The organism is Pseudonocardia sp. Ae150A_Ps1, assembly GCF_001932315.1.
Lineage (GTDB): Bacteria > Actinomycetota > Actinomycetes > Mycobacteriales > Pseudonocardiaceae > Pseudonocardia.
Window position 1 is genome coordinate 4193122 of record NZ_MCIJ01000001.1, and the last position, 26312, is coordinate 4219433.

At 75.0% G+C, this 26312-nt stretch carries 24 protein-coding genes; 9 read left to right on the top strand and 15 right to left on the bottom strand.

What is annotated here, in order from left to right:
* Positions 1-63: 63 nt before the first annotated feature.
* Positions 64-1392 (top strand): PhoH family protein, encoded by a 1329-nt coding sequence (locus Ae150APs1_RS19705; protein ID WP_075302315.1) that lies wholly within the window; start codon positions 64-66, stop codon positions 1390-1392.
* 22 nt (positions 1393-1414) lie between these two features.
* Here Ae150APs1_RS19705 and Ae150APs1_RS19710 read toward each other — a convergent pair whose 3' ends face one another.
* The 5 genes from Ae150APs1_RS19710 to glpX all read right to left on the bottom strand — a co-directional run bounded on the left by Ae150APs1_RS19710 (position 1415) and on the right by glpX (position 9413).
* Positions 1415-2860, bottom strand: a complete 1446-nt coding sequence (locus Ae150APs1_RS19710) for a GuaB1 family IMP dehydrogenase-related protein (RefSeq protein ID WP_075299499.1) — start codon at positions 2858-2860, stop codon at positions 1415-1417.
* Positions 2861-3278: 418 nt separating this feature from the next.
* Entirely contained in the window at positions 3279-5252 is a 1974-nt protein-coding gene (locus Ae150APs1_RS19720) for an ATP-dependent DNA ligase (RefSeq protein WP_083680245.1), read from the bottom strand.
* A gap of 94 nt (positions 5253-5346) precedes the next feature.
* Positions 5347-6753 (bottom strand): EAL domain-containing protein, encoded by a 1407-nt coding sequence (locus Ae150APs1_RS19725; protein ID WP_075299503.1) that lies wholly within the window; start codon positions 6751-6753, stop codon positions 5347-5349.
* Positions 6754-6893: 140 nt separating this feature from the next.
* On the bottom strand, positions 6894-8294 hold the full coding sequence (locus Ae150APs1_RS19730; protein WP_075299505.1) for a class II fumarate hydratase: 1401 nt from the start codon (positions 8292-8294) through the stop codon (positions 6894-6896).
* A gap of 57 nt (positions 8295-8351) precedes the next feature.
* Entirely contained in the window at positions 8352-9413 is a 1062-nt protein-coding gene (glpX, locus tag Ae150APs1_RS19735; protein WP_075299507.1) for a class II fructose-bisphosphatase, read from the bottom strand.
* 115 nt (positions 9414-9528) lie between these two features.
* On the opposite strand from glpX, the gene Ae150APs1_RS19740 reads away from it, so the two are divergent.
* Entirely contained in the window at positions 9529-10305 is a 777-nt protein-coding gene (locus Ae150APs1_RS19740) for a DUF4245 domain-containing protein (RefSeq protein WP_075299509.1), read from the top strand.
* Positions 10306-10644: 339 nt separating this feature from the next.
* On the opposite strand, the gene Ae150APs1_RS19745 is transcribed toward Ae150APs1_RS19740, so the two are convergent.
* From Ae150APs1_RS19745 to Ae150APs1_RS19755, 3 genes are read right to left on the bottom strand one after another with little or no spacing between them, the layout of a single operon-like run.
* Positions 10645-10881, bottom strand: a complete 237-nt coding sequence (locus Ae150APs1_RS19745) for an exodeoxyribonuclease VII small subunit (protein WP_075299511.1) — start codon at positions 10879-10881, stop codon at positions 10645-10647.
* Complete coding sequence (gene xseA, locus Ae150APs1_RS19750) at positions 10878-12155, bottom strand: exodeoxyribonuclease VII large subunit (RefSeq protein ID WP_075299513.1); 1278 nt, start codon at positions 12153-12155, stop codon at positions 10878-10880. The genes Ae150APs1_RS19745 and xseA overlap by 4 nt, the downstream gene beginning before the upstream one ends.
* Positions 12152-12763: a lipid droplet-associated protein gene (locus Ae150APs1_RS19755; RefSeq protein ID WP_075299515.1), complete on the bottom strand. Its 612-nt coding sequence runs from the start codon at positions 12761-12763 to the stop codon at positions 12152-12154. The genes xseA and Ae150APs1_RS19755 overlap by 4 nt, the downstream gene beginning before the upstream one ends.
* A gap of 114 nt (positions 12764-12877) precedes the next feature.
* Between Ae150APs1_RS19755 and Ae150APs1_RS19760 the strand changes: the two genes are divergently transcribed.
* Entirely contained in the window at positions 12878-13840 is a 963-nt protein-coding gene (locus Ae150APs1_RS19760; protein WP_060573964.1) for a 4-hydroxy-3-methylbut-2-enyl diphosphate reductase, read from the top strand.
* Positions 13841-13940: 100 nt separating this feature from the next.
* Here the strand turns inward: Ae150APs1_RS19760 and Ae150APs1_RS19765 are convergent, their stop codons facing one another.
* From Ae150APs1_RS19765 to Ae150APs1_RS19775, 3 genes are all read right to left on the bottom strand, one after another.
* Positions 13941-14495, bottom strand: a complete 555-nt coding sequence (locus Ae150APs1_RS19765; RefSeq protein WP_010225423.1) for a L,D-transpeptidase — start codon at positions 14493-14495, stop codon at positions 13941-13943.
* 203 nt (positions 14496-14698) lie between these two features.
* Positions 14699-15769 carry a DUF6542 domain-containing protein gene (locus tag Ae150APs1_RS19770; protein ID WP_075299517.1) on the bottom strand — a complete coding sequence of 357 codons (1071 nt, stop codon included), beginning with the start codon at positions 15767-15769 and terminating at the stop codon, positions 14699-14701.
* Between the two features lie 4 nt (positions 15770-15773).
* Positions 15774-17402 carry a DNA recombination protein RmuC gene (locus Ae150APs1_RS19775; RefSeq protein ID WP_075299519.1) on the bottom strand — a complete coding sequence of 543 codons (1629 nt, stop codon included), beginning with the start codon at positions 17400-17402 and terminating at the stop codon, positions 15774-15776.
* 116 nt (positions 17403-17518) lie between these two features.
* On the opposite strand from Ae150APs1_RS19775, the gene Ae150APs1_RS19780 reads away from it, so the two are divergent.
* The 3 genes from Ae150APs1_RS19780 (at position 17519) to Ae150APs1_RS19790 (ending at position 19348) form a co-directional block, all read left to right on the top strand.
* Positions 17519-18028: a hypothetical protein gene (locus tag Ae150APs1_RS19780; RefSeq protein ID WP_075299521.1), complete on the top strand. Its 510-nt coding sequence runs from the start codon at positions 17519-17521 to the stop codon at positions 18026-18028.
* 92 nt (positions 18029-18120) lie between these two features.
* Positions 18121-18645: a hypothetical protein gene (locus Ae150APs1_RS19785; protein ID WP_075299523.1), complete on the top strand. Its 525-nt coding sequence runs from the start codon at positions 18121-18123 to the stop codon at positions 18643-18645.
* 193 nt (positions 18646-18838) lie between these two features.
* The gene (locus Ae150APs1_RS19790; protein WP_075299525.1) at positions 18839-19348 is read left to right on the top strand and encodes a hypothetical protein; all 510 of its coding nucleotides are present in this window, start codon (positions 18839-18841) and stop codon (positions 19346-19348) included.
* Between the two features lie 67 nt (positions 19349-19415).
* Here Ae150APs1_RS19790 and Ae150APs1_RS19795 read toward each other — a convergent pair whose 3' ends face one another.
* The 3 genes from Ae150APs1_RS19795 to Ae150APs1_RS32920 form a co-directional block, all read right to left on the bottom strand.
* The gene (locus Ae150APs1_RS19795; protein WP_075299527.1) at positions 19416-19928 is read right to left on the bottom strand and encodes a methylated-DNA--[protein]-cysteine S-methyltransferase; all 513 of its coding nucleotides are present in this window, start codon (positions 19926-19928) and stop codon (positions 19416-19418) included.
* Positions 19925-21385 (bottom strand): AlkA N-terminal domain-containing protein, encoded by a 1461-nt coding sequence (locus Ae150APs1_RS19800; protein WP_075302317.1) that lies wholly within the window; start codon positions 21383-21385, stop codon positions 19925-19927. The genes Ae150APs1_RS19795 and Ae150APs1_RS19800 overlap by 4 nt, the downstream gene beginning before the upstream one ends.
* A 76-nt stretch (positions 21386-21461) precedes the next feature.
* Positions 21462-21992, bottom strand: a complete 531-nt coding sequence (locus Ae150APs1_RS32920; protein WP_175579845.1) for a hypothetical protein — start codon at positions 21990-21992, stop codon at positions 21462-21464.
* Between the two features lie 211 nt (positions 21993-22203).
* Between Ae150APs1_RS32920 and Ae150APs1_RS19810 the strand changes: the two genes are divergently transcribed.
* From Ae150APs1_RS19810 to ychF, 3 genes are read left to right on the top strand one after another with little or no spacing between them, the layout of a single operon-like run.
* Positions 22204-23688, top strand: coding sequence for an ATP-binding protein (locus Ae150APs1_RS19810; protein WP_075299531.1), 1485 nt, complete (start codon positions 22204-22206; stop codon positions 23686-23688).
* Positions 23685-24362 (top strand): response regulator transcription factor, encoded by a 678-nt coding sequence (locus Ae150APs1_RS19815; protein ID WP_075299533.1) that lies wholly within the window; start codon positions 23685-23687, stop codon positions 24360-24362. Before Ae150APs1_RS19810 ends, Ae150APs1_RS19815 begins: the two co-directional genes overlap by 4 nt.
* Positions 24363-24386: 24 nt before the next feature.
* Positions 24387-25460: a redox-regulated ATPase YchF gene (gene ychF, locus Ae150APs1_RS19820; protein WP_060573956.1), complete on the top strand. Its 1074-nt coding sequence runs from the start codon at positions 24387-24389 to the stop codon at positions 25458-25460.
* On the opposite strand, the gene Ae150APs1_RS19825 is transcribed toward ychF, so the two are convergent.
* A complete protein-coding gene (locus Ae150APs1_RS19825; RefSeq protein ID WP_075299535.1) occupies positions 25450-26298 on the bottom strand; it encodes a chromosome condensation regulator in 849 nt (282 codons plus the stop codon). The genes ychF and Ae150APs1_RS19825 overlap by 11 nt on opposite strands.
* Positions 26299-26312: the final 14 nt, after the last annotated feature.

The following is a 26312-nucleotide window of genomic DNA, read 5'->3' on the forward strand; positions in this document are numbered from 1 at the left end:
TGGTGCCACGCCCGTGAGGGAGCACCCGTGACCGATCGTCCCGCTCTCACCGACAGGTCTCCGCTGACGGAGCCCGTCGGGGACGCCCCGGCAGGTACCACCCGCTGCTACGTGCTCGACACGTCCGTCCTGCTGTCCGACCCGTGGTCGTTGCTCCGCTTCGACGAGCACCAGGTCGTACTGCCGCTGGTCGTGATCTCCGAGCTCGAAGCGAAGCGTCACCACCCCGAACTCGGGTGGTTCGCCCGGACCGCACTGCGCCAGCTCGACGAGATGCGCGTGAAGTTCGGCCGGCTCGACGCACCGATCCCGGTCGGTGACAAGGGCGGGACGTTGCACGTCGAGCTGAACCACTCCGACCCCACGGTCCTGCCGGCCGGGTTCCGCACCGACTCGAACGACTCGCGGATCCTGGCGTGCGCGCTGAACCTGAAGGCCGACCCCGCATCCTCGGGGGACGTCACCCTGGTCACGAAGGACATGCCGCTGCGGGTGAAGGCGGCCGCGGTCGGGCTGGACGCCGACGAGTACCATGGTCAGGACGTGCTGTTCTCCGGCTGGACCGGGATGACGGACCTGGAGGTCGCCCCCGAGGACGTCGACGCGCTGTTCCGCGACGGCGTCATCGATCACGACGAGGCGCGCGAGCTGCCCTGCAACACCGGGCTGCGGCTCACCGGGGCGTCGAGCGCGCTGGGCCGGGTCACCGCCGACAAGCGGGTGAAGCTCGTCCGCGGTGACCGGGAGGCGTTCGGGCTGCACGGCCGTTCCGCCGAGCAGCGGATCGCGCTCGACCTGCTGCTCGACAACGAGGTCGGGATCGTCTCGCTCGGCGGGCGGGCCGGGACCGGCAAGTCGGCGATGGCCTTGTGCGCCGGGCTGGAGGCGGTGCTGGAACGCCAGCAGCACCGCAAGATCGTGGTGTTCCGGCCGCTCTACGCCGTCGGCGGGCAGGACCTCGGCTACCTGCCCGGCAGCGAGAGCGAGAAGATGCAGCCCTGGGCGCAGGCCGTCTTCGACACCCTCGGAGCGCTGGTCAGCCAGGATGTCATCGACGAGGTCATCGCCCGCGGGATGCTCGAGGTGCTGCCGCTCACCCACATCCGTGGCCGGTCGCTGCACGACACCTTCGTGATCGTCGACGAGGTGCAGTCGCTGGAGCGCAACGTGCTGCTGACGGTGCTGTCGCGGCTCGGCGCCGCGTCCCGCGTCGTGCTCACCCACGACGTCGCGCAGCGCGACAACCTGCGCGTCGGCCGGCACGACGGCGTCAACGCCGTCATCGAGAAGCTGAAGGGGCACCCGCTCTTCGCGCACGTCACGCTGACCCGCAGCGAGCGGTCGCCGATCGCCGCACTGGTCACCGAGATGCTGGAGGGGCCGAACTCCTAGACACCGCACCGTGGCCCGGTCGCTACAGGCCGTGCGGGGTGCCCTCGGTGAACCCGGCCGTCGTCTGGACCCCGACGACGGACCGCTCGTGCAGCTCGTCGAGGGTGCGGGCGCCGGCGTAGGTGCACGCCGACCGGACCCCGGAGCAGATCTCGTCCAGGAGATCCTCGACGCCGGGCCGCTCCGGGTCGAGCTGCTGCCGCGACGACGAAATCCCCTCCTCGAACAGCGACTTGCGAGCGCGGTCGAACGCGTTGTCCCCGCGGGTGCGGGCACCGACCGCGCGCTTGGACGCCATGCCGAACGACTCCTTGTAGGCGCGGCCGTGCTCGTCGCGCAGCAGGTCGCCGGGCGACTCGTACGTCCCGGCCAGCCAGGAGCCGATCATCACCGACGCGGCTCCTGCGGCCAGTGCCAGCGCGACGTCGCGCGGGTGCCGCACGCCGCCGTCCGCCCAGACCACGGCGCCGCGCTCGCGGGCCGCCGCAGCGCACTCGGCGACCGCGGAGAACTGCGGGCGCCCGACGCCGGTCATCATCCGCGTGGTGCACATCGCACCCGGGCCGACCCCGACCTTCACGATGTCGGCACCCGAGTCGACCAGGTCGGCGACCCCGTCGGCGGTGACGACGTTGCCTGCCGCGACCGGGACGGGCGCACCGGACTCCGCGACGACCCGCCGCACCGCACCCAGGGCGTCGAGCATCTTCTCCTGGTGGCCGTGCGCGGTGTCGACCACCAGGACGTCCACGCCCGCGTCGAGCAGCGCCTTCGCCTTCACCGCGACGTCGCCGTTGATCCCGATCGCGGCCGCCGTGCGCAACCGGCCCTCGCCGTCGAGGGCGGGGGAGTAGATCCCGGCCCGGATCGCGCCGAGCGGGGTGAGCAGCCCGGCCAGCCGGCCGTCGTCGTCGATCCCGAGCGCGACCTTCCCGCGCCGGGTGTCGAGCTGCTCGAAGACGTCGCGGGGCGCGGTGTCCAACGGCAGCAGCACGGGGTCCGGATCGAGGACGTCGGCGAGCCGGGTGAACCGGTCGACGCCGGTGCAGGCGGCCTCGCCGACCGTCCCGACGGGGCGTCCGCCGTCGTCGACGACCACGACGGCGTCGTGGGCGCGCTTGGGCAGCAGGTTGAGCGCGTCCGCCACGGCGTCACCGGTGCGCTGCACCAGCGGGGTGTCCCACACCGGGTGCCGCGACTTGAGCCAGGACACGATCCCGGCGACGGCGTCGGTCGCGACGTCCTGGGGCAGGACCGTCAGGCCGCCCCGGCGGGCGAGGGTCTCGGCCATCCGGCGGCCCGCCACGGCCGTCATGTTCGCCGCGACGACCGGCACCGTGGCACCCGTGCCGTCCGGGGTGGCGAGGTCGACGTCGAACCGGGAGGCGACCGAGGAACGGCGCGGGACGAGGAAGACGTCGTCGTAGGTGAGGTCGGGGTCCGGCGAGCGGTCGTCGAGGAAGCGCACGGTGTCGAAATGATACGCGCCACGACGGGTGCGGGGTGTGCGTCGGGCCCGTCACCCGCACGTCATGTTCGCGGAACCCTCGGGCAACCCGTCCTCCCTACCGTGGAGTACATGCCGGTGCCGTCGCCGATCCCGCAGGTGCGTGCCGCGGACGCGCGCCGGGTGCGGGACCTGTTGCGGATCGCCGTCGCGGGCCGGCCCCGGGCCGCCGGCCTCCTGCCCCGGGAGGACGAGCTGATGGTCGCCTTCGGGGTGTCCCGCTCGGTGGTGCGGGCCGCGCTCGCACTGCTCTCCGACGAGGGTCTGTTGCGGCCGGGCCCGGCCGCGCACCGGATCGTCGCGACCCCCGACTACCGGGGTGGGCACGACGTGGTCACCGACCCGCACCGGCCGCCGCGCTGGCTCGGCCGCGCCGGGATCACCGCACCCGACGTGCTCGCCGGCTGGCTCGGGGTACCGCCGGGCAGCCCGGTGCTGCGCACCGAGTGCGTGGCCGGCACCGCCGGCGGCGGCACGGTGCTCGAGACCCACTACGTCGCGACGCCCGCCGCCGCCGAGCTGCTCGCCGTGCCCGACACGGGACCTTTCGACCGGCTGCTGGCCGACGCCCGCCTGGACCCCGGTGTCGTCCGGACCCGTTCGGGGCCGGTACCCGCGGACCCGGACACCGCGGGCCTGCTCGGCGTCGCACCCGCGACACCGCTGCTCGGCATCGAGCGGACCGTCGCCGCCCCCGGTGGCGGGGTGCTCGCCGCCGGGGTGCTGCGCGCGCACGCGGGCCCGGTGCCGCCCGCCGCCCGCACCGCCGGCGGCGGCCGCCCGGAGGGCGCGCTCCCGGCTCCGGTGGCGGCCGTGTGGTGACCCAGCCCGACAGCAGCGCCCGCACCGCGTCGAGGGTGTCCGCCTCCTCCGGGGTCTTGTCGGGCCGGTAGCGCAGGACCCGCGCGAACCGCAGCGCCACCCCGCCGGGGTAGCGGGTGCTGCGCTGCGCACCGTCCAGCGCGATCTCCACGACCAGCTCGGGACGCAGGTACACCACGCCGGGCTCCTCGGCGCGCGTGTACCCGGGGAACGTCGTGGTCTGCCAGGCCAGCAGCTCGTCGGTCATCCCCTTGAACGTCTTGCCGACCATCACGGGCTCGTCGCCGTCGGGGTCGCGGGCCCCGAGGTGGATGTTCGACAGCGACCCGGTGCGCCTGCCGTAACCCCACTCCGCGCCGAGCACGACGAGATCGAGCGTGTGCACCGGCTTGACCTTCTGCCAGGCCTTCCCGCGCCGGCCCGCCGCGTACGGCGTCGCGAGGTCCTTCACGACGACACCTTCGTGCCCTGCGCCGAGCGCCCCGTCGAGCACGGCCGCGGCCTCCTCCGCCGACGGCCGCCGTGCCCCCGGCATCCGCAGCGACGCGTGCCGGTCGGCGGCGAGCAGCCCGGCGAGCGCGTCGAGCCGGGTCTCCAGGGGCTCGTCGACGAGGTCCCGGCCGTCGAGATGCAGCAGGTCGAAGAAGAACGGGCTGAGCATCACGCCCTCGTCGTCGGTGTCGGACCCGAACCGGCTCATCGTGTCCTGGAAGGGGCGGGGACGGCCGTCGTCGTCGAGGGCGAGGGTCTCCCCGTCGAGCACCGCGGTGTCGCAGGGCAGCCCGCGGGCCAGATCCACGAGCTCGGGCACCCCCGCGGTGATCTCGCGCAGGGTGCGCGTCCAGACGCGGACCTCGTCGCCGCGCCGGTGGACCTGGATCCGGGCGCCGTCGAGCTTGTGCTCGACGACGACGTCGGCGCCGAGCGAGGTCAGCGCGGCGTCGAGCGAGTCGCCGGGGGAGGCCAGCATCGGCCGGACCGGGCGCCCGACCTCCAGACCGACCGCGGCGAGTGCCGGCTCGCCGCCGTCGAGCGCGGTCGCCGCGGTCTCCGGGAGCCGGCCGGAGAGCATGAACGCGCGCCGGACGGCCGCCTGTCCCGCGCCGGACGCGGCCGCCACCGCGTCGACCATCAGACCCTCGAGCGCGCCCTGCCGCAGCTCGCCGGTGAGCAGCCGGTGCAGGAAACGTTGCTCGTCGGCGGTGGCGGCGCCGTACAGCTCCGCCAGGAGGTCGCGGCGGCGCTGCGCGGAGCCCTGGCCCGCGGTACCGGCCAGCTCGTCGAGCAGCGTGTCGACGGTCCCGACGTCGAGTGCGGGCTCCGCGGCCGCCGGGACGTCGACCGCCGAGAGGGTCCGCCAGCCGGTCCCGATCCGGCCCTGCCGCGGCACCCCGGACAGCCACGCGACGACGGGCAGCACCTCACCGGGCCCGGCCGCGCGCAGCAGCCCGGCCAGCGCGGCGGTCTTCTCCGTGCGGGCGCGGGTCGCCCCGACCGCGGCGGAGGTGGCGACGACGTCGTGGAACAGCACGAACTCATGAAAGCAGCGACCACCGACAGTCGCGCGGCGTCGAGCCGGGCCCGGACCCGTCGCCGTCCCCGGACACGGGCCGGTCAGGTGTGGCTCAGGCGCTGCGTGCCGTGCGTCCGTCCCCGGGACCCGGGCCGTGCCGCGCGGCCGGTGCGCTCATCGGCGGGCGGCCCGACGGGCCGTGGACCGGACGGCGACCCGCGTCGGCCCGCACCGGATGCGCCCCGGACGCCGCGGCCGCCGGTACGGGGTGCGGACCCGACACCGCGGCCTGCGACCGGGGACCGGGCCGGTCGGCGGCGCCCGGCAGGATCGCCTGCCGCCACAGCTCCGCCACCGTCACCGTCCCGCGGCAGGACCCGTCCGGCGCGACGACGACCAGGTCGTCGTAGGCGCGGGCGGGGTCGCCGGACAGGCTGAGCTCCAGCGCGCGGGACAGCGGGGTGCGCTCGTCGACCGTGCGCGGCGGGTCGGCCAGCTCCCGCGCGGGCTTGTCGGCCCACAGCGCGTGCCCGAACTTGCCGGTCATGCTCAGCAGGAACCGGCTGCGGTCGAGATAGCAGACCGGTCGCCGGGCCGCATCGACCAGCACGACGCCCGCCGAGTCCGGGTGCTCGCGCATCGTCTCGCGGGCGACGTCGCCGGTGACGTCCGCGCCGACCGTGACGGCGGGCGCGGCCAGTCCCCGGACCGGCGGGCCCGCGGGGGCGGGTCCGGCCGGGCCGGGTGCGGCCGGACCCACGGTGGCCGGACCGGTCGTCCGCACCGCCGCACCGCCCGGTGCGGCACGCAGCAACGCCAGCAGCTCGGGCAGCGTCGCCGGATCCGCCGTGGGCTCGGGCCTGGCCCCACCCAGCAGCGGTCCCTGCGCGACGGACACCCCGGTCGCGTACAGCCCCGTCAGCCGGTCCGGATCCCGGACGCCGGTCGCGGCCACCGGCACCCCGACCGCCCGCGCGACCTCCAGTACGGCGCGCACGGCCGCCCCGGTGCCGGCGTCCAGGACGCCGTCGGCGAGCTCCGGCTCCAGCTTCACGACGTCCGGGCGGACGGCCGCGACGAGCTCGGGCCCGAACGCCCGTCCGCAGCCGTCGAGCCCGATCCGGAACCCCCACCGGCGCAGCTCCGCGAGTGCGGGCACCAGCACCTCGGCCGGGGCGGCCGCCGCGATCGGCGGGCCGATCTCCAGCAGCGGGGCGACCGCGCCGACCGACGTCGCGCCGACGGTGAGCACGGCCCGCAGCCGGTCCCGCGCGTAGAGCACCGTGTCGGCGGCGACGTCGACCTGGAGCGGGACGACGCCGTCGGCCGCGCGGGCCGACGTCACCGCCGAGACGACGGTGCTCGCGTCCAGCTCCGCGATCTGCCGGGCACCCCACCCGCGGTCCCTGGCCTGCACGGCGACGGCGTCGTGGACACGCCGCGGCACGATCTCCACGCCCGCGAAGCGTCCACTGCGCAGGTCGTGCACGGGCTCGTACGCGAAGCGCTGGTCGGGCATGCGGCTGTTCCGTTCGGATGGTGATGATCGGCAATCAGCCACACCGTGTCACGACGAAGTGGACCGAACGGGGGCCACGAGGTGAACAGGAGATGGCTTGACCTGCAGCGACGGAGCGGTCGCGGTCCGCAGTCGAAGACCTACGAGCGCTTCTCCCCGCGCGTCATCGCCAGCACGTCGAGGGCGCGGTCGAGCTCGTCCTCGGTGAGGCTCCCGGACTCCACGTGACCGCGCTCGATCACGACCTCGCGGATCGTCCGCCGCTCCTTCAGCGCCTGCTTGGCGATCGACGCCGCCTCCTCGTAGCCGATCGCCGAGTTCAGCGGCGTGACGATCGACGGCGACGACTCGGCGTACTCCCGGGTGCGCTCGAGATCGGCCTCCATGCCGTCGACGACCTTGTCGGCCAGCAGCCGGGACGTGTTCGCCAGCAGCCGTGCGGACTCCAGCACGTTGCGCGCCATCACCGGCATCATCACGTTCAGCTCCAGGTTGCCCTGGCTGCCGGAGAAGCCGACGGTCGCGTCGTTGCCCATGACCTGCGCGCAGACCATCATCGTGGCCTCGCAGATCACCGGGTTGACCTTGCCCGGCATGATCGAGCTGCCCGGCTGCAGGTCCGGCAGGTAGATCTCGGCGAGCCCGGTGCGCGGGCCCGAGGACAGCCAGCGCAGGTCGTTGGCGATCTTGTAGAGGCTCACCGCGACCGTCCGGAGCGCGCCGGACGCCTCGACCAGCCCGTCCCGGGAGCCCTGCGCCTCGATGTGGTCGGTCGCCTCGGACAGCTGGTCCAGTCCGGTCGCCTCGCGCAGCTTCGCGACGACGGCGCCGCCGAACCCGTCCGGTGCGTTCAGCCCGGTGCCGACCGCGGTGCCGCCGATCGGGAGGACGGCGAGCCGGGGCAGCGCGTCCCGCACCCGGTCGGCGCCGTAGCCGGCCTGGCTGGCCCAGCCACCGGCCTCCTGTCCGAGGGTGATCGGCACGGCGTCCATGAGGTGCGTGCGGCCGGCCTTCACGACCTCGGACCACTCCGCCGCACGGCGGCGCAGCGCCGCCTCGAGGTGCTCCAGGGCGGGGACGACCTCGGTGGCCAGCGCCTCGGTCGCGGCGAGGTGGATGGTCGTCGGGAAGACGTCGTTCGACGACTGCGACGCGTTGACGTGGTCGTTCGGGTGCACGTCGGTACCGGCGCGGCTCGCGATCGTGGCGATGACCTCGTTCGCGTTCATGTTCGACGAGGTGCCGGAGCCGGTCTGGAACACGTCCACCGGGAAGTGGTCGTCGTGCCGGCCCTCGGCCACCTCGTCGGCGGCCGCGGCGATGGCGGCCGCGCGGTCGTCGTCGAGCACGCCCAGCTCGCCGTTCACCCGGGCGGCGGCCGCCTTCACCAGGCCGAGCGCGCGGATCTGGGCGCGCTCCAGGCCGCGCCCGGAGATCGGGAAGTTCTCCACGGCGCGCTGGGTCTGGGCCCGCCACAGCGCGTCGGCGGGAACCCGGACCTCACCCATGGTGTCGTGCTCGATGCGGTAGTCGGAGCTCATACGCGCAGGTCTACTCCACCGCGACGGTCCCCGCTCCCTTAGGTGAGGCTCACCTCATCAGGGCAGTGGGGGAGCTTCGCCCTCGACGCCGTCGAAGTCGACCGAGGAGAACTCGCGCAGCTTCGTCAGCCGGTGGTAGCCGTCGATGAGGCGGACGGTGCCGGACTTCGACCGCATCACGATCGACTGGGTGGTCGCGCCGCCACCGCGGTAGTGGACGCCGCGCAGCAGCGGGCCGTCGGTGATGCCGGTGGCGCAGAAGAAGACGTTCTCGCCGCGGACCAGTTCCGCGGTCGTCAGGACCTTGTCGAGGTCGTGCCCGGCGGAGATCGCCTTGCTGCGCTCCTCCTCGTCCTTCGGCCACAGCCGGCCCTGGATCTCGCCGCCCATGCACTTCAGCGCGGCCGCGGTGATGATCCCCTCGGGGGTGCCGCCGACGCCGTAGAGCATGTCGACACCGGATGTCGGACGGGCCGCGGCGATGGCGCCCGCGACGTCGCCGTCGGAGATGAACTGGATCCGGGCCCCGGCCTCGCGGATCTCCTTGACGATCTGCTCGTGCCGCGGGCGGTCGAGGACACAGACCGTCACGTCGGCGACGTCGACGTGCTTGGCGCGGGCCACCTTGCGGATGTTGTCGGCGACGGGCGCGGTGATGTCGATCAGATCCGCCGCCTCCGGCCCGACCGCGATCTTCTCCATGTAGAAGACGGCCGACGGGTCGAACATCGCGTCCCGCTCGGCGACGGCGAGCACCGCGAGGGCGTTCGGCATGCCCTTGCTCATCAGGGTGGTGCCGTCGATCGGGTCCACGGCGACGTCGCAGAACGGGCCCTCGCCGTTCCCGACCTCCTCGCCGTTGAACAACATCGGCGCCTCGTCCTTCTCGCCCTCGCCGATGACGACGACGCCGCGCATCGACACCGACGAGATGAGCTGGCGCATGGCGTCGACCGCGGCGCCGTCACCGCCGTTCTTGTCACCCCGGCCGACCCAGCGACCGGCCGCCATCGAGGCCGCCTCGGTGACGCGGACCAGCTCCATCGCGAGGTTGCGGTCCGGCGCCTCGCGGCGGCGGTTCGTCGTCGGGTTGGGGGGCTGGCTCACTGACGTCTCCATTCACGGCGGCGTGCTCGGTCCCGGCCAGGGGACCGGCGGCCTCCGATCCTCGCACGTGACCGGGTGGGGGAGGAGTGATGAGCGACCGACGCCATGCCTGGGGGACGATGTACCGGTGAGTTCGCCACGGGATCCGAGCACGTCCGCGTCCGGGGGAGCCGACGAGCAGGGACGGTCCGACGACGCCGCGACGCCCGGCCGGTCGGACGACGCGGTCGCCGACCCCGGCGCCGGTCCCGGTGCGGCGGGCGAGACCGGGCCGTCCACCCGGTCCGCCCCGCGGGTCGGGCCGCGCGCGATGCGGAAGCCGGAGCGGGGCGAGACGTCGGTGCGGGACCTCATCGGCGCCGTGCTGATCCTGATCCCCGTCGCACTCCTGATCTTCTCGGTGGGTGGCTCGTGCTCCTTCGCACCGACCGGCCCGGTCGAGGACCCCGACTCCGGGCCCACCGTGAACGTCGAGGCCCGCCTCGCCGACTTCGCCCGCGGCTCGGCGTTCCCGCTGCGGGTGCCGGAGGTGCCGTTCCGCGCGAACTCGGCGGACCGGGGGCCCGTCGAGGGCGGTGGGACAGCGGTCCGGATCGGCTACGTGACGCCGGGCGCGGACTACCTGAGTCTGGTGCAGACCGACGCGTCGGTGGAAGGGGTGCTCGTGACCGAGTCCGGTGCCGCCGGGCGCGGGGAGGGGCCCCCGCTGCGCCAGGGCACGATCGACGCCGGTGGCCTGACCTGGGAGACCTACCAGCGTGAAGGCGGGGAGCCGTTCCGCGTCACGACGCTGCCGGGAGCGCCGGAGGTGCGCGTCCTGGTGACGGGATCGGCCCCGGACGAGGACTTCCGCACTCTCGCCGGAGCCCTGTCGACCGCCCGGACCCTCCCCACCGGGACCTGACCCCGGCGCCGGCCGACCGGCCCGGTCCCGGCGCCCGTGCCCACCCCCGCCGGGACCCGCGTCGACGCAGGACCCGCGTCGACACAGGACCTGCCCGTGTCGGATCCCGGCTCGCACGGGATCGGTTCGCTCGCACGGGGTCGGACCTCGTGCGAGCGACGAGACCCCGTGCGAGCAGCGGGAGCTCGTGAGCCACGGGACCTCGTCCCGAACGGACTCCGCTACGCCGGGGCCGCGGCCCGATCCGGATCGGTCGCGGCCCATGGCTCGCACGGGATCCCTCCGTTCGCACTGGATCGGATCCCGTGCGGACGACGGGAACCCGTGCGAACCAGGCGCTCAGGTCTCGTCGGCGGAGTCGTCCCCCGACTCGGCCTCGGCGAGCCGATCCTCGATGCGGGTACGGGCACCGGCCAGCTGGTCCTCGCAGCGGCGGGCCAGGGCCTCGCCGCGCTCCCACATCGCGACGGACTCGTCCAGGCCGAGGCCGCCCACCTCGAGCGCGCGCACGACCTCGACGAGCTCGTCACGGGCCTGCTCGTACCCGAGGGTGTCGACGGCAGGTCGCTCGCTCATCCGGTCTCCTTCGCTGTGCCCGAGGTCGTGGTGGTGCCCGAGGCCCGTCTGCTGTCGTCGTCCGGGCCCGTGACGGTCGCCGCGACCGCGCCGTCGGCGACCCGGATCCGCAGCTCGGTCCCGGCCGGTGCGTCGGCGGCCGACCGCAGCAGCGGCGGGACATCGTCCCCGGACCCGGTGAGCTGGACGATCGCGTACCCGCGGGCCAGCGTCGCCGTCGGCCCCAGCGCGGTCAGGCGTGCGGTCAGGTGCTCCAGCTCCGACGACGACCGGTCCAACCGCCGCAGCACCGCCCGGTGCGCGGCGGCGCGGGCGTCGGCGATCTCCCGCTCCCGGGACCCGACCAGCCGCAGGGGCTCGGCCAGGGCGGGACGGCGCCGCAGGTCGTCCAGCCGTCGTTGCTCGCGGTCGACCCAGCCGTGCAACGCGTGCCGGGCCCGGTCCCGCAGCCCGGCGATCCGCGCGGTCTCCTCGCCGAGGTCGGGCACCAGGCTGCGGCCGGCCGCGGTCGGGGTGGAGCAGCGGACGTCGGCGACGTGGTCGACGAGCGGGGTGTCGGGCTCGTGCCCGATCGCCGACACGACCGGGGTCCGGCAGGCCGCGACGGCCCGGCAGAGGGTCTCGTCGGAGAAGGGCAGCAGGTCCTCCACGCTGCCGCCGCCGCGGGCGAGGACGATCACCTGCACGTCCGGGTCGCGGTCGAGGGTCCGCAGCGCGCCGACGACCTGCTCGACGGCGAGCCCGCCCTGCACCGCGACGTTCTCGATCCGGAACCGCACCGCGGGCCAGCGGGCCGTGGCGCCCGAGACGACGTCGTGCTCGGCGGCCGAGTCCCGGCCGGTCACCAGGCCGATGGTGTGCGGGAGCAGCGGTGGGCGGCGCTTCAGCGCGGGATCGAACAGGCCCTCCGCGTCGAGCAGCCGGCGCAGCCGCTCGATCCGGGCGAGCAGCTCGCCGAGACCGACGGCGCGGATCCGGTCCACCCGCAGACTGAGCGTCCCGCGCCCCAGGTAGAACGACGGCTTGCCGTGCACGATCACCCGGCTGCCCTCGGTCACGGCACCACCGGAGTCGCGCACCAGCGACGAGGGCGCCGTGAGCTGCAGCGACACGTCGGCAGCCGGGTCGCGCAGCGTCAGGAACGCGGTGCCGGTCCGGGCGTTGACCTGCGCGAGCTGACCCTCGACCCACACCGCTCCGAGCCGGTCGACCCACTCGGCGATCTTGCGGGCGACCGTGCGGACGGGCCAGGGGTCCTCCTCGGAGGTGGTCACTTCTCCTGGGAGAGCGTCGCGATCCGGTTCGTCAGCATCGTGACGAACGGCGGCCGGTTCTCGTGCGCGGTCTCCCACGCGAGCAGGTCGGAGAGGTCGTCGAGGCTCAGCGCGCGCATCTTGCCGCGCAGCTGGGGGACCGTCATCGTCGGGTACTCCGGCACGGCCTGCGGTGCGCCCGCCGCCGCCTCGGCCCGGTTCGACGCCGTCGCGGGCCGCCCGGGGCGCTCGATCGGGATGCCGGAGCGGGACGGCCGCAGCGTGGACACGGAGCCGTTGCGCGGGCCGTCGCCGGGCGTGGCCGCCGACGACTCCGGCGGCAGCGGCGGCGCGATCGGCTCCGCCTCGGGCAGCCGCAGGTCGGCGAGGTCGTCGTCGAACGTGGCCCAGTTCGGGACGTCGTCGGCGGGGCGCAGCGCGCCCAGCGCGCGATCACCCTTGATCGCCAGCTCGGTGACCGTCTGCTGCAGGCGCATCGAGACCTGCAGGGCCTGACTGACCGCGGTGACCGGCAGCTCGACGGCGTGCCGGGGCAGCTCACGGGCCTGCTCCACGGCCGTCACGACGAGGCCGGCGGCGATCCGCACGGGGAACGGCAGCGGTGACATGTGGCTCATTGTCCAGCAGTGGCGCGTGCGTGTCGCGGGGGACCGCCGTGGCGTGTCCGGTCGGGCCCGTCACGTACCGCTGCCCGTGCCGATCGTGGTCCGTACGCTGGTGGCATGTCCGGTTCTGCGAAGCAGGTCCTGCTCGCCAAGCCCCGCGGCTACTGCGCGGGCGTCGACCGTGCCGTCGAGGCGGTGGAACAGGCGCTCGACCAGTACGGCGCGCCGGTCTACGTGCGCAAGGAGATCGTGCACAACAAGCACGTCGTCGAGACGCTGCGCGACCGCGGTGCGATCTTCGTCGAGGAGGCCTCCGAGGTCCCCCAGGGTGCCCACGTCGTGTTCTCCGCGCACGGGGTCTCGCCCGCCGTGCGCGACGAGGCCAAGGGGCGTGAGCTCAGGACGATCGACGCGACCTGCCCGCTGGTGACCAAGGTCCACCAGGAGGCGAAGCGGTTCGCCCGCGAGGACTACGACATCCTGCTCGTCGGGCACGCCGGCCACGAGGAGGTCGAGGGCACCTCCGGTGAGGCGCCCGAGCACATCCAGCTCGTCGAGTCGGCCGCCGACGTCGACAAGGTCACCGTCCGCGACCCGGACAAGGTCGTGTGGCTGTCCCAGACCACGCTGAGCGTCGACGAGACGATGGAGACGGTCCGTGCGCTGCGGGAGAAGTTCCCGAAGCTGCAGAACCCGCCGTCGGACGACATCTGCTACGCCACCCAGAACCGCCAGGTCGCGGTGAAGACGATGGCACCGCGCTGCGACCTCGTGCTCGTCGTCGGCTCGCGGAACTCGTCGAACTCGGTGCGGCTGGTCGAGGTGGCGCTCGGCGCGGGCGCCGGATCCTCGTACCTGATCGACTACGCCAAGGAGATCGACGAGACCTGGCTCGAGGGCGTGCAGACGATCGGCGTGACGAGCGGCGCCTCGGTCCCCGAGGTGCTGGTGCGCGGTGTCGTCGACCATCTCGCCGAGCGCGGCTTCGGCTCGGTCGAGGAGGTCGACACCGCCGAGGAGACGCTGGTCTTCTCGCTGCCGCGCGAGCTGCGCCCACCGCGCCAGCCCGCGACACCCTGACCCGCCGCGACCCGCCGCGCGGACTCCGCGCCGGCCGAGAACGGACGAACGCCCCCGGGACCCGATCGGGTCCCGGGGGCGTTCGTCGTGTGTGAGGGGATCAGGCCGGGGGCGCGCCGCGCTCCGCCTGGACCTGCTTGCCGGAGACGACCTGGACCTGGTCGCCGATCTGCAGGTGGTTGAACCACGCGACGGCGTGGTCCTTGGTCAGCCGGACGCAGCCGGCCGACGGGGTGTCGGTGCGGCCCTCGTGGAAGGCGATCCCGCCGTCCTGGAAGAAGACCGACCACGGCATCGGGGCCGGCTCGCCGTTGGTGGCGGTGTACTCCCCGCTGTGGTGCAGCTGCTCCTTGCGGTAGACCCGCAGCGAGTGGCCGATCGGGGTCTCCTTGCCGGGACCGCCGGTCGCGACCGGGACCGGGCCGTTGACGACCTTGCCGGCGTCGAACAGCCAGGACTGCTTCGAGTCGAGATCGACGCAGGCGCGGGCGGTCACGGTGCACGGGGTGCCGGGCACCAGGGGCTGGTCGCGGAACGCCTGCGCCGCCGGCGTCGAGGCCAGTGCCGTTCCGACGCCGATCAGCGCGATCGCCGCGGTGACGAGCGCGACGAGGATCGCGGGCCGGGGGAGGCGGGTGTTCCGGGTGGTGGACATCGTTCTCCAGGTCGTGCGACGGGCGTCGGGGAGCGGGCAGTCACGCCTGCCCCCGGAACATCTGACGCCCGGACCGGGGGGCGGGTTGCCTCGATTGTCCGGTCGGTTGCCCCGGACGGTGTGACCGGGGTACCCCCGGACCGCCTACCAGCGACGACGCCGGCGGGACCGGATGTGTGATCCGTCCGGTGTGCCGGGCTCCGTCAGCCGGAGTCGCGGCGGGTCCGTCCGGAGGGGTTCCGCCGTGTGGCGCCGGCCGGTCGCGCTCCTTCCGACCGGGACGTCGACCGGGAGCCCCCGGCCTCGCCGGTACCGCCGGACCGTGCCGCACCCGGGATGCCGGACCGTCCGGACCCGGACCGCCCGGTACCGGACGAGCGGGAGCCGGCCACACCACCCGCGCCCGCGGAGCCGCCGGAGCCGGGTGCCCCGGACCGTCCCGACCCGGAGCGGTCCGACACGGAACCGCCCCGGCCGGCGTCGGCACGGCCGGTCGAGCCGGTTCGGGCGGCGCCGTCCCCGGCCCGGCCGGTGGATCCCCGTCGCGGGGACCGCTCGGTCGCGCCGCCCGCGCCACCGGGACGGCCGCGCCCGTCGGCGGACCGGCCCGTCGTCGTGCCCCGTCCGGAACGGCCACGCCCGGGACGTCGTTCTCCGGGGCGCTCCGTGTCCGCGTTGCGGGCCCCACCGCGGCGGCTCCGGCCGGCGCCGGGGGTACCGCCGGGACCGTCCGGGTCGTGGCCACCCGGGTCGCGGCCGAGCCGCGCCCGCAGGCGTCCCACGGAGTCGTCCGGGCCGAGCCGCTGCCGCAGCAGCCGGAAGCCGGTGACCAGGAGGACGACCGCCGTCGTGACCGCCATCGCCGGGAACGCGTTGATCAGCGGGGCACCCGCCATCAGGACGCTCTCCGCCGCGCCGCCACCGGTCGGGGCGCCGATCAGCACCGCCGTCAACGGCACGACGACGGCCAGCAGCAGCGGTGGCTGCACTGCCGGGAGGAAGATGCTGCGCCGTCGCACCCAGGAGACGGCGAGCACGCACCCGAGGAGGTACCCGATCTCGAAGACCCGGCCCACGGTCCCGATCCGGAGCAGGTCGACGAGCACCCCGACGGCCGTCGTCGCGACGGCGATGCCGATCGCGGCGAGCGGCGGGATGCCGAGGACGGGACGGAGGAGCGACCGCTCCCGGACCGGCCAGCTGCCACGGGCAGGAGCGGGGGACCGGGACGCGGATCCGCCGGGCCGGCGGGCCGAGCTCGTGCGCGTGGTCACCCGGTCAGCCTAACTCCCCCCGCGGTGCGGGCCCGGACCCGTCGGCCGGCCCACCGTCGCCGAAGGGGCCGTCCGGGTGGAGGTGCGGGTCGCCGGCGTGGTCGGCCCGGCCGGGCCCGCTCCGGCCGTGCTCGGCCCGGGCCGCGTCGGCCCACGGCGTGCGGACCCGCGGCTGCCGCTCCTCGGCGTCGCCGCGGCCGAGGTCCTCCAGCGACACCAGCGAGTCCCCGGCGGAGGCGACCAGCTCCGGCGCCGAGACACCACGCGGGGTGCGGTCCACCGTGGCGGGCCCCTCGAGCTCGGTGTCGGCGACCTGCAGCTCGGTGAACTTGCGGGCGCTGACCAGCACCCGCGCCTCCAGCGACGACACGGTGCGGTTGTAGCTCTCCACCACCGAGTCGAGGCTCCGGCCGAGCTTGGCGACGTGCGTGCCCATGGTCGCGAGCCGGCCGTGCAGCTCGCGGCCGAGCCGGTGCACCTGTGCGGCGTTGCGGGCCAGTGCCTCCTGCTTCCAGCCGTAGGCGACGGTGCGGAGCAGCGCGACCAGGGTGGTCGGCGTCGCGAGGACCACGTTGCGGCCGAACGCGTGCTCCAGCAGCCCGGGATCGGAACGCAGCGCCGCCTCCAGGAACGGGTCGCCCGGCACGAACAGCACGACGAACTCCGGTGTCGGCTCGAACGACTCCCAGTACGCCTTGCCCGCGAGCTGGTCGACGTGGGTGCGGAGCTGCCGGGCGTGCGCCGTGAGCTTCTGCGCGTGCACGTCGGGGTCGGTGGCCTCGACGGCCTCCAGGTACGCCGCGAACGGGACCTTGGCGTCCACCACCACCTGCTTGCCCCCGGCCAGGCGGACGAGCATGTCCGGGCGGACGCCGCCGTCCTCGCCGTCGGCGGAGACCTGGGTGGAGAAGTCGCAGTGCTCGACCATCCCGGCCATCTCGGCGACCCGCTGCAGCTGCATCTCGCCCCACCGCCCGCGGACCTGGGGCGCGCGCAGCGCATTCACCAGCGCCTTGGTCTCGGTGCCGAGCTTCTCGGAGTTGGCGGCCATCGCCCGCACCTGCTCGCGCAGTCCCGCGTAGGCGGACTCGCGCTCCTTCTCCACCGAACGCAGCTGTCCCTCGACGCGGCCGAGCGCCGCCGTGACCGGGTCGAGCATCTGCTCCACGGCCTTGGCCCGCGCGGTCTCGTCGCCCCGGGCCTTCGCCGACAGCTCGGCGGTCGCCTCCTTGAGCCGGCTCTCGGCGAGCGCCACGAACGCCTCGTTGTTGCGGGCCAGCGCGTCCTGCGACAGCGCGGCGAAGGAGTCCTTCAACCCGGCCTCGGCCTCGGCCCGCGCCTCCCGCTCGGCACGCAGCGCCGCTGTCGCGCCCGCCGCGTCGGACTCCGCCCGTCGCGCGCGGACGGCCGCGTCGTCCAGGGACTCGTGCAGCTCCTCGATCCGCTCCATCAACCCGGAGCGCTCGGCGCGCAGGCCCGCCGCGTCGGCCCGCGTGGTCGCCGCCGTGTTGGCGGCGACCCGGGCGGCCTCCGCCGCCTCGGCGCGGAACCGGGCGGTGGCGACCAGCCAGGTGACGACGACGGCCAGCGCCGCACCGAGCAGCGTTCCGGCGAGAAGGCTCAGGACGTCCACGGCACGCAGCGTGCACCGGACCCCTGACAGTTCCGATGAACCCGCAGGTCATGGGCGTGTCCGCGAGTCCGGTGTGCGGCGGACGGCGTACACGCGGAACGAGAGAGGTACCGCAGATGACGACGAAGCAGACCCGACTCGCTCGCATCACCGCCGCCGTCACCGTCGCAGCCGCCGCCGCGCTGGTCCCCGCCGGGGTCGCCTCGGCCGCGCCCGCACAGGACCCGCCGCCTTTCACCGGGTGCACCCCCGGCAAGCAGTCGGCCGTCGTCGAGGCACTGCCCTCCACCGCGGAGGTCGCGAACTACACGGTCACCGTCCATGCCGCGCCCGGTGCTGAGCAGTGCTTCCTGTCCGGCTCGCCGACGGACTTCGGCTTCAGCCTCAACGGCTCGCCGCGCCCGGCCGACGTCCAGCCCACCGGCGAGGACGGCTACGTCGTCGCGTTCGGTGACGGCGCCCCGGTCCAGTTCGACATCCACGTCCCGAACTCCGGCGGGCCCGCGCACGCCAACGAGACGACCTTCAAGCCGATCCCGGCGTCCGACGTCACCTTCACCGCGTACGGCCCGATCACCGTCGACGCCGGCACGACGGCCGGCCCGATCACCAGCGCCGCCCGCTGACCGACGGCGCCGACCCGTCCGGCGGCCCGGCCGCCGTGACACCAGCGCTCCGGGACACCGGAGCGGCACCGCGAGGACCGAGAGAGGTACCCATGGACACCCGACTCGCCCGCACCATCGCACGGACCGCCGCGACGACGGCCGCCGCCGTCGCCACCGCCGGGGCGGTGCTCGTCCCCGCCGGGGTCGCGAGCGCCGACCCGGTGATCGACCCCGCACCCAGCGCCTGCCGCCCCGCGAACACGAACGCGGTCGTGGAGCCGGCGCCGTCGAGCGCCGGGCACCGCCACTACTCGGTGGTGCTCACCGCCGCGCCCGGGACGGCGAACTGCATCCTGCAGGGATCGCCGTCCGACGTCACGTTCAGCCTGGACGGTTCGCCGCGTGCGGTCGACGCGGTGCCCTACGGCGACCAGACGTGTCCGGTGGTCTTCGGCCCGGCCGATCCCGTGCAGTTCGACGTCCAGGTCCCGAGCTCGCCCGGCCCCGCACAGGCGGACCAGGTCGACTTCGCCCCGGGTGCCCCGGACGGGGAGATCCCGGGCGCCTTCACCGCGTACGGCCCGATCGGGGTCGACGCGGGCATCCGGATCGGGCCGGTCACCGGGCAGCAGTGACCCGCGGCGCAGATCCGTGCGGCACCGGGCCGCACCGCTGATCCGCAGCACCGAGCCATCGCGGGCCGGACCCGGCCCGCGGCGCGGTCCCGTCCGGGACCGCACACCGGCGCCCGTCCACGGGGCAGGGGAGGGGGGACACCGCCCCGCCCGTGGACGGGCCGCCGGACGTCATCGAATCCGAGGGGAACCCATGCGCACCATCACCCGTACCGCCGCCGCACTGGCCGTCACGGCGGGCCTGGCACTCGCCCCGGCCGGCGTCGCGAACGCCGCGTCGGCCGCGACAGCCCCGCCGGCCGCGCCGACGGCGTGCGCGCCCGAGAACGTCCGGGCGACCGTCCGGCCCGGCGTCTCGACGGGCGAGTTCAGCAGCTACACCGTCCGCCTCGTCGCCGACGAGGGCACCGCGCCGTGCCGGGTCAACGGCTGGCCGCACCTGGTGGCGGCCTCGCTCGCCGGGGTGCCGCAGGAGCTGCCCTACGCCGGTCCCGCCGACGGTGCCGCCAGCCCGGTCGACTTCGGCCCCGACACCCCGGTGCAGTTCGACGTCCGGGTCGAGGGCCCGGCGCTCGTCCCGGCCGACACCGTCGAGTTCACGGCGTCGGAGGCGCTCGAGCCGATCCCGGGGCGCTTCGTCGCGACCGGCAGGATCGGCATCGGGGAGCGGATGGGCGTCACGTCCTTCTACCCCGCACCCTGACCGCGACGACGGGGCCGTGCGTCCGGACCGGACGCACGGCCACCGTGGACGGTCCGCCCCCGGCGGGTCAGCCCAGCCGCAGGTCGGCCGACTCGTGGTCGAGCAGCCACCGCTTGACCGGCAGCCCCCAGCGGAACCCGCCCAGCGAGCCGTCGGTGCGCAGCACCCGGTGGCACGGCACGAACAGGGCGGCCGCGTTGTGCGCGCAGGCGCCCGCCGCCGCCCGCACGGCGGCCGGACGCCCGGTCTTCTCGGCATAGCCGGTGTAGGTGACCGGGGCGCCGGCGGGCACCGTGCGCAGGACGTCCCAGGCGTGCTCGCGGTACGGACCGGACCGCTGGCGGACCGCGACGTCGTCGACGGCCGACAGGTCGCCGTCGTGGTAGCGGTCGATCGCGTCGCCGACCGCACCGATGTCGCCCTCGGTCACCTCGGTGGGGGCCAGCGAGGTGTGGATCAGCGGCAGCAGGTCGTCGACCGATCCGGTCCAGCCGGAGGCGAGGACGTACCCGTCGGGGTCGACGACGGCGGTGAAGGGCCCGGCCGGGGTGTCCCGGGTGGCCCAGACGGCGGTGCTCATGCGTTCCTCCTGACGGCGGGGGCGGACGTGGCCGCCCGCCAGAGACGGGTGGCGGCGTAGGACCGCCAGGGCGCCCAGGCGCGGGCGCGCTCGACGAGCGCGTCCTCCTCACCGGGCAGGCCGAGCGCCGCGGCCCCGCGGCGCACCGCGAGGTCGGACGCCAGCAGTTCGTCGGGGTCACCGAGCACCCGCATCGCGAGGTAGCCGGCGCTCCACGGCCCGATCCCGGGCAGCGTCCGCAGCTCGGCGCGCAGCGCGTCGGGCTCGCGTCCGGCGTCGAGCACGAGCTCTCCCGACGCGAGCGCGGAGCACAGCCCGCGTAGCGAGGCGGCCCGCCGCGCCGGACCGGCGAGCTCGACGTCGGCGAGCGTCTCCGGGGCGGGGAAGAGCAGGTCGGGACCGTCGTCGTCGCGCAGGGCGGGCGGCAGCTCCGTCCCGTGCGACGCCGCGGTCCGCGCCGCGGCGACCGAGACCTGCTGGCCGAGCACGGTGCGGACGGCCGTCTCGGCCGGATCGGCGGTGCCCGCCAGCCGGATCCCCGGCGTCGCCGCGACGAGCGGCGCGAGGACCGGATCGGCGGCCAGCGCGGTGTCGACGGCGAGCGGGTCGGCGTCGAGGTCGAGCAGCCGGCGCAGCCGGGACACCGCCGGGCCGACGTCGCGCGGGTCGGTCGTGCGCAGCGTCGCCAGCACGGCGCCGGGCCGGGCGGTCAGGTCGAGCGCGACCGACGCCGGGCTGTGCGGCAGGCGCAGCGTCCGCCGGTAGGTGCCGCCGTCGACGCGGTCGACGGCACGGGCGGTCAGGTGCTCGAGCAGCCCGTGCGGGTCGAACGGCGCCCGGTAGGGCAGCCGGAGCGTGATCGTCCCCGGTGCCGCGTGCGCCGCACCCCGCCGCCGCGCGGCCTCGCTCCGGAGCCGTGACGGCGGCACGCCGTAGACGCCGCGGACGGTGTCGTTGAACTGGCGCACGCTGCCGAACCCGGCGGCGAACGCGACGTCGGCCAGGCCGAGCGGCGTCGTCTCCACCAGGACGCGGGCGGTGTGCGCGCGCTGCGCGCGGGCCAGCGCGAGCGGCCCGGCGCCGAGCTCGGCGGTGAGGATCCGGCCGAGCTGCCGGGGCGAGTACCCGAGTCGCGACGCGAGCCCGGGCACCCCCTCCCGTTCGACGACGCCGTCGGCGATCAGCCGCATCGCCCGCCCGGCGGCGTCCGCCCGCAGGTTCCACTCCGGGGACCCCGGGACGGCGTCGGGCAGGCACCGCCGGCACGCCCGGTAGCCGGCCGACTGGGCGGCCGCCGCCGTGCGCAGGAACTCGACGTTGCGTGCCTTCGGTGGCGACACCGGGCAGGACGGCCTGCAGTAGATGCCGGTCGTGCGCACCGCCGTGACGAACTGGCCGTCGAACCGCTGGTCCTTCGCGGCGACGGCGCGGTAACAGGTGTCGTGGTCGAGCAGCACGACACCGACTGTGCCACCGCGCACCGCCCGGGACTCGCGGGAATCGGTCGCGGGTATCGGACCCGCGACGAGCCGTTCAGCTCCCGCAGACCGAGCCGGAGAGCCAGCCCTGCTCGCAGGCGAACTCGACCTGCTGCTCCCGCTCGCCCGGGTCGTCGGGGCGGCCGCGGGGCGGGACGCCGTCGTCCGGCGTGGCGCGCGGCGGGTCGGGCCGCTCGGCGCCGGAACCCGATCCGCCGGGCCCGGACCCGCCGGATCCGGAGCTGCCGGATCCGGAGTTCCCGGTTCCGGACGTGCCCGAGCCGGACGAACCGGAGCCCGACGAACCCGAGCCGGACGAACCTGAACCCGAGCCCGAGCCCGAGCCCCCGGATCCGCGCGATCCGCCGTCCCCGGACGCCTCGTCCTCGACCGGCGCCGCGGGCGGCGGCGCGACGACCGGCGGCGGGGCCGGCGCGGGCGGCGGCGCCGAGGTGGCCGGCGTCGCGGGCGGCAGCGCGGCCTCCTCGGCACCGGTCGCCGTCAGCGACACCGCGGAGACGGTGCCCGCGGTGGCGAGCACCGCCACCCCGGCGGTCAGCAGGGCGTGCATTCCCGGCAGGCGCATGAATCCCCCTCGGTCTCGGCGCCGCAGCTTCCACCCCGTGCGGGCCGGTGTTGCGTCCGTGGGGTGATGCCACCGGTCGTGCCGACGAACGGTGCGTCACGACCGGGTGCTCGGCGCAGTATGTCGTACTCCGCTCGGCCTAGTGACAGCGACGGTCCGTGACCTTTGGCAAGGGGGCCTCGCCGACGCGCACCCCGCGTCGTACGGGATCATGGTGGTGACCCGGGCAGCAGAGGAGGCGATCATCGCGACCGAGGCCGTCGACGCCGGCCCCGAGGGCCGACGTGCGGGCCGGGCCACCGCGGCCCGCACCCGCATCGTGGGCTGGGTGCTGCTGCTCGTGCTCGCGTCGCTGGGCGTCGTCACGTTCGTGACCTGGCTACTGCTGATCAACGAGTCGGACCGCCGGATCGACGAGGCGCTGCGCTCCGAGACCGCCGAGTTCGCCCGGGTGACGGTGACCGGCATCAACCCGACGACCGGCCGGCCCTACGGCTCGGTCGACGAGATCCTGCGGTCGGTGATCGCGGCGAACGTCGCCCGCCCGAACGAGAAGTTCCTCGGCTACCTCGACGGCGAGTTCCGCTGGGAGTCCCGCCGCACCAGTCCCCGGGTGCTGCTGCGCGAGGACCCGGCGTTCAACCGGCTCGTCGCCGACGTCCCGCGGCTGACCAGCGGTTCCTACCTCAGCGAGGCCGGTGAGGTCCGCTGGTCGGCGCTGCCGGTCGGGCTGGCGGGCGACCCGGCGACCGGCGTCATCGTGATCGGCTACTTCACCGAGCAGGAGCACGAGTTCGCGAACGAGGCGGCCCGGCTGATGGGTCTTGTCGGGTTCGGGACGGCGCTGCTCAGCGCCGTCGGTGCCTGGCTGGTCGCGGGGCGGATCCTGCGCCCGCTGCGCGACGTCGCCGCCACCGCGCGGACGATCACCGGCAGCGACCTCTCGCGGCGCGTCCCGCAGCACGCGCGGGCCCGCGACGAGATCGCCGAGCTGGCCGGGACGCTCAACGCGATGCTCGACCGCGTGCAGTCGGGTGTGCAGGCCCAGCGCCGCTTCGTCGACGACGCCGGCCACGAGCTCCGCACACCGATCACGATCGTCCGGGGGCACCTGGGCGTCCTGGACGCGCGCGACCCCGAGGACGTCACCGAGACCGTCGCGCTGGTCGACGACGAGCTGGAACGGATGAACCGGCTCGTCTCCGAGATGCTCGCGCTGACCCGCGCCGAGCAGCCGTCGTTGCTCCGGCCCGAGTCGGTCGACGTCGCCGAGCTGACCCGGGAGCTGTTCGACAAGCTCACCGGGCTGGCCGACCGGGACTGGCAGCTGGAATCCGTCGCGCACGTGCACGCCCGGATGGATCCGCACCGGATCACCCAGGCAGTCGTCGCGCTGGCGGACAACGCGACCCGGTTCACCGGTGCGGGCGACCGGATCGCGCTCGGCTCCGAGGCGGTGGGGGACCGGCTCCGTGTCTGGGTCGCCGACGGCGGCCCCGGTGTCGCGCCCGAGGACCGGCACCGGGTGTTCCGCCGGTTCGCCCGTGGTGAGAACGCGCCGCGCTCCGACGGCGCGGGGCTGGGACTGTCGATCGTCGAGGCGATCGCGACGACGCACGGGGGCCGCGTGCTGCTGGAGAGCACCCCCGGGCACGGCGCGACGTTCACACTGGACCTGCCGAGGAGCGAGACGTGAGCAGCCGGATCCTGGTCGCCGAGGACGAGCCGCGGATCGCGTCGTTCCTCAAGAAGGGCCTGGTCGCCGCCGGGTTCGGGGTGACCGTCGTCGCCGACGGCACCGGTGTCCACGACCACGCCATCACCGGCGGGTTCGACCTGATGGTGCTCGACATCGGATTGCCCGGGATGGACGGCTTCGACGTGCTTCGCCGGCTCCGCGCGGCGGGCAGCGCCATCCCCGTGATCATCCTGACGGCGCGGGACAGCGTGCACGACACCGTGGCCGGGCTGACCGGTGGCGCCGACGACTACATGGCCAAGCCGTTCCAGTTCGAGGAGCTCCTGGCCCGGGTGCAGCTGCGGCTCGAACGGGCCCGGCCCGCCCCGGACCCGGAGGTGCTGGCCCACCGCGGGCTGGAGCTGGACCCGCGGACCCGGCTGGTGACCCTGCACGGCCACGCGGTCGAGCTGTCGGCGCGGGAGTTCGCGCTGGCCGAGACGTTCCTGCGGCACCCCGGGCAGGTGCTGTCCCGGGACCAGTTGCTCCGCCTGGTGTGGGGCTCGGAGTACAGCGCGGCGGCCACGTCGTCCAACGTCGTGGACGTCTACGTCCGCTACCTGCGGCGCAAGCTCGGGCCCGACTGGATCGCGACGGTGCGCGGGGCGGGCTACCGGCTCGAACCCGGCTGACCGGCGCGACTACCCTGGTCGTCCGTGTCCCTCACCCTCGGCATCGTCGGCCTGCCCAACGTCGGCAAGTCGACCCTGTTCAACGCGCTGACCCGTAACGACGTCCTGGCCGCGAACTACCCGTTCGCGACGATCGAGCCGAACGTCGGCGTGGTCCCGCTGCCGGATCCCCGCCTGGACAAGCTGGCCGAGATCTTCGCCTCGGACAAGATCCTCCCGGCGACGGTGTCGTTCGTCGACATCGCCGGCATCGTCAAGGGCGCCTCCGAGGGGGCGGGCCTGGGCAACAAGTTCCTCGCCAACATCCGCGAGTCCGACGCGATCTGCCAGGTCGTGCGGGTCTTCGACGACCCGGACGTGGTGCACGTCGACGGCCGCATCGACGCCGCGAGCGACATCGAGACGATCGCGACCGAGCTCGTGCTGGCCGATCTGCAGACGCTGGAGAAGGCACTCCCGCGGCTGGAGAAGGAGGCTCGCACCCAGAAGGACCGGCGCCCGGTGCTCGACGCCGCGCAGGCCGCGGCCGGGATCCTCAACGAGGGCCGGACGCTGTTCCAGGCCGGCGCCGACACCAGCCTGCTGCGCGAGCTGACGCTGCTCACCACCAAGCCGTTCCTGTACGTGTTCAACGCCGACGAGGCCGTCCTCTCCGACGACGCCCGCCGCAAGGAGCTGACCGAGCTCGTCGCCCCGGCGCAGGCGGTCTTCCTGGACGCCAAGGTCGAGGCCGAGCTGCTCGAGCTCGACGACGAGTCCGCGGCCGAGCTGCTGGAGTCGATCGGGCAGGACGAGGCGGGCCTCGCCGCCCTCGCCCGCGCCGGGTTCTCCACCCTCGGGCTGCAGACCTACCTCACCGCCGGGCCCAAGGAGTCCCGCGCCTGGACGATCCCGCAGGGCGCGACCGCCCCGCAGGCCGCCGGCGTGATCCACACCGACTTCGAGCGTGGGTTCATCAAGGCCGAGATCGTGTCCTACGACGACCTCGTCGCGGCCGGGACGATGAACGCCGCGAAGGCCGCGGGGAAGGTGCGGATGGAGGGGAAGGACTACGTCATGCACGACGGCGACGTGGTCGAATTCCGCTTCAACGTGTAGGCGCCGACCGGACTCCGCTCCACCCACCGACCCGGCACCGCCGGTCCGCGTCGTTCCCGGCGGCGACGACCGTCCCGTCCGCCCGGAGCCCGAGAGTGTGGGTGGAACCGGCCGCCACCGCGACGACATCACGCCATTCCTGCACGTCGCACTGCCCGTGGGCGTCGTCCCCGGCGGCCAGGACCGTGCCGTCCGCGCGCAACGCCACGGTGTGGTGGCTGCCGGCCGACAGTGCGACGACGTCCCGCCACGCCGTGACGGCCACGGTGCCCGGCTCGTCGCCGGGCGCCGCGACGACGGTGCCGCCGGCTCTCAGCCCGACGGTGTGCAGCGCACCGGCGCCGACGTCCACCAGGTCGCGCCACTCCTCGACCCGGCACTGGCCGCGCCGGTCGTTCCCGGTGGCGACGGCCGTCCCGTCCGCCAGCACCCCGACGGAGCGCCAGTCACCGCAGGCGATGGCCCGCACCCCACGCCAGTCCGCGACCCGGCACTGCCCTTCGGCGTCCCTCCCGGCAGCCACCACGGTGCCGTCCGCGAGCAACCCGAGGGTCCGGCGCCACCCGGCTGCGACCGCCGTGACGCCCCGCCAGCCGTCCACCGCGCACTGCCCGTCGCCGTTCCAGCCGGTCGCGAGCACCGTCCCGTCGCAGCGGAGTCCGACCGTGTGGGCTCTGCCGGTGTTGGCCGCGGTGTGGACGTTGCCCACCGCCACGGCGACGACGCCGGTCCACCCGCCGACGTCGCACTCGCCGGCCCGGCCGTCCCCGGTCGCGACGACCGTGCCGTCCGTCCGGCATGCGACCGAGTGGCGTCGTCCTGCCGCCAGGACACCCATCCGTCCTCGCGGCC